3 protein-coding genes are annotated in these 2,394 nt (G+C 59.0%); all 3 read right to left on the bottom strand.

Translation table 11 applies throughout. The features are described from left to right. On the bottom strand, positions 1–824 hold an 824-nt coding region (locus D6860_RS17870), incomplete at its 3' end, for a TniB family NTP-binding protein (RefSeq protein ID WP_128549305.1). Between the two features lies 1 nt (position 825). After that, positions 826–1,344 carry a Mu transposase C-terminal domain-containing protein gene (locus D6860_RS26060; RefSeq protein ID WP_371683201.1) on the bottom strand — a complete coding sequence of 173 codons (519 nt, stop codon included), beginning with the start codon at positions 1,342–1,344 and terminating at the stop codon, positions 826–828. A 443-nt stretch (positions 1,345–1,787) separates the two neighbouring features. After that, a partial coding sequence (locus D6860_RS25810; RefSeq protein WP_305794252.1) for a DNA-binding domain-containing protein occupies positions 1,788–2,244 on the bottom strand: 457 nt, incomplete at its 3' end. Positions 2,245–2,394 lie beyond the last annotated feature (150 nt).

Below are 2,394 nucleotides of genomic sequence, written 5' to 3'. Positions count from 1 at the left end.
GTCCATTTTGCGATTGCGTCATCGGTGATGCATTCATCACCTGTGACAATGGCGTCGATGGAAAGATCCTTGATCAGGGCGAAGATGCGCGAGGTCACCCCGCCGGTCAGCGCAAGTATCTGCTTTAGTGACTTGACCTTCAGATTGGATTTCTTCTCGAGGGGCATTGCCGCGATGAGTGTCTGGATCATGTCCGAGAACTCGGCGTCGTCGCGCCAGTTTGGAAGGTGATGTTCGTCCAGCCGCCTGGCAAGCTGGATATCACCACGGATGGCATCGACGGCCTCGCTGACCCCCAGGCAGACCAGCGACACTTCGAGTTCATTGCTGAGATACCGCAGAACATTGAGAAAGCGGCGCTGTTCGCGGTGGGTCCCGGCCAAGAGGTTGTGGACTTCGTCGATCATGATCATCCGCAGGCCAAGGTCGCGCAAGAGCGCGACGACACGGACTTCGAGGGAGGCCACATTTTGAGCGCGCGCGCTCAGTGCCGTGGCCGGTGCCCCGACGGTCGCCAGGATGTGCAGATAGAACCGTCGTTCGTCGGGAGCTGGTGGTGCTTGTAACAGTAACAGCGGCGTTCGCGTAATTCCCGATGCTGGGTCATATTCCGGTGCATATCTGCGCGAAAGATTGCGGGCGATCATCGTCTTTCCGATCCCGGACGCGCCATGCACAAGAAGGCCAGGCATACGGGTTTGCCTTGGCGCTTCGATCATACACTGCAAACGGTCCAGAACTTGTTCGGCCCGCGGAAAGCCAATCCAGATATCCGATTGAATGAGGGTGATCCGACCGTCTTCCTCTGTTTTTCCTGCCCTCAATTCACCATCTCTCCACCTTGAACAATGGGCGCGATGTATCACCCGTATCGATCGCGCGCAGCCCTTCGGTTGTTGAGACGGCCGAGTTGGCGCCCTCCAATGTCCCTTTTCTTTCACGGGATCGGCGTTCGGCCCTCGTCAGGCTCCGGCTTTCAGACTCGATTTGGCGTTGCTGTCGGATCAGCTCAGCCAGGACCAGCTCATTGGACCCGGACTTGCCAAGGGCACGGGCATTCCTCATGGCTTCGCGATATTCCCAGAGCGACACAGGCGGAATTTCCAGGTTTCGGTACCGAGCTTCGACGTATCGGTCATTATCCAGTTCGACCCAGATCACCGAGAGGTCGCGAGGGTCGTAGCGGACGACCACCTTTCCATCCCCGCGCCCGATGTGGCCTGCAAGCGCATCGGACCAGTACCGTATCTGGAACAGATGGATGCCGTCACGCCTGACCTTGCGCAGTTCACTTGGCAGAAAGCTCACCCGAAAGGCTTCAATCTCGAAGGGGATATCGCCCATCATTTGCTCTGAGAGCGCCTCCCATTTGGCAACGGGCGTGCAGCCAAGACTTGAATGAATGCTGTTGTTGTAGCGGCAGATTTCCAGAGCAAACCAGCGATCGAAGTCGCTTAAGGTCATCGTGGCCATGCCCTCGGCGTCATAGTCGCCCTTGGCCACGACCGAGGATTGCGTTGTTCCAGGCAACAGGTGCACGGCCCCCATCATCGTGCCGATCAATCGTTCGATGTGCCCTCCGAAATGAGGACTGCCTGGCGGCCGATAGACCAGATCGATCCCCCATTCTGCACATGCCGACCGAAAGGCATGCGACCGGAAATCGCGCCCGTTATCGACGTGGATGCTATGCGGTTTACCCTGCGCGGGCCAAGGAACATTGCGCACCAATTCCGCCAGAAGTTCCGCCTTGGGGGCCACAGCCTGTGTCAGGCAAAGCGCCACCNATTCCGCCAGAAGTTCCGCCTTGGGGGCCACAGCCTGTGTCAGGCAAAGCGCCACCGACAGACGCGAAGGTGCCTCGAGAGAGGTGTAATATCCGGTCACCATCCGCGTTGCGACGTCGATCGCCAGCGTGACCCAAGGCCGCCCAATTGGTTTGCGTTCAAAACTGTCGACGAGAATGATGTCCGCAGGCGTATGGTCGATTTGCACGACCTCCAGTGGCCGGTTTGCCTTGTTGTCGCCTACGACCGGCGCAAATTTCTGGCGGGCCGCCTTTGCGCCTTCGCGTGCCTTGGCAATTTCACGGGCATCCATTGCATCCAGCCTGCGCTGAACCGTCCGACGTGTCGGCGGTTGCAAGCCCTGCTGCCAGCACGCGCTTCGGATTTCTGTCACGATGCGCGACAGGCTTGGGCGTTCCCGCCGTAAGAAATAACGGCGAAGATGTTCTTCGATCACCGCTTCCACCTTGCCGGATATCAAGGTTGTACCAGTCGGGCGGCCCCGTTTCCGAGAAGCCAGCGCGCTGGTGCGCCCACCCTCTTCGGCCAGACGCTTTATCCAGCGCCAGACAGTCGCCCTGCTGACACCAAGCTCCCAAACGGCGTC

This window comes from Salipiger sp. D13 (assembly GCF_003703915.1).
In the GTDB taxonomy this organism is placed as follows: Bacteria; Pseudomonadota; Alphaproteobacteria; order Rhodobacterales; family Rhodobacteraceae; genus Salipiger; species Salipiger profundus.
The sequence above is the reverse complement of the archived record's forward strand: the minus strand, read 5'-3'. Positions and strand labels throughout refer to the sequence as shown.

Coding starts and splice junctions, on each gene's coding strand:
- D6860_RS26060 (WP_371683201.1), bottom strand. CDS start 1,344: ATGGGCGATATCCCCTTCGAGATTGAAGCCTTTCGGGTGAGCTTTCTG.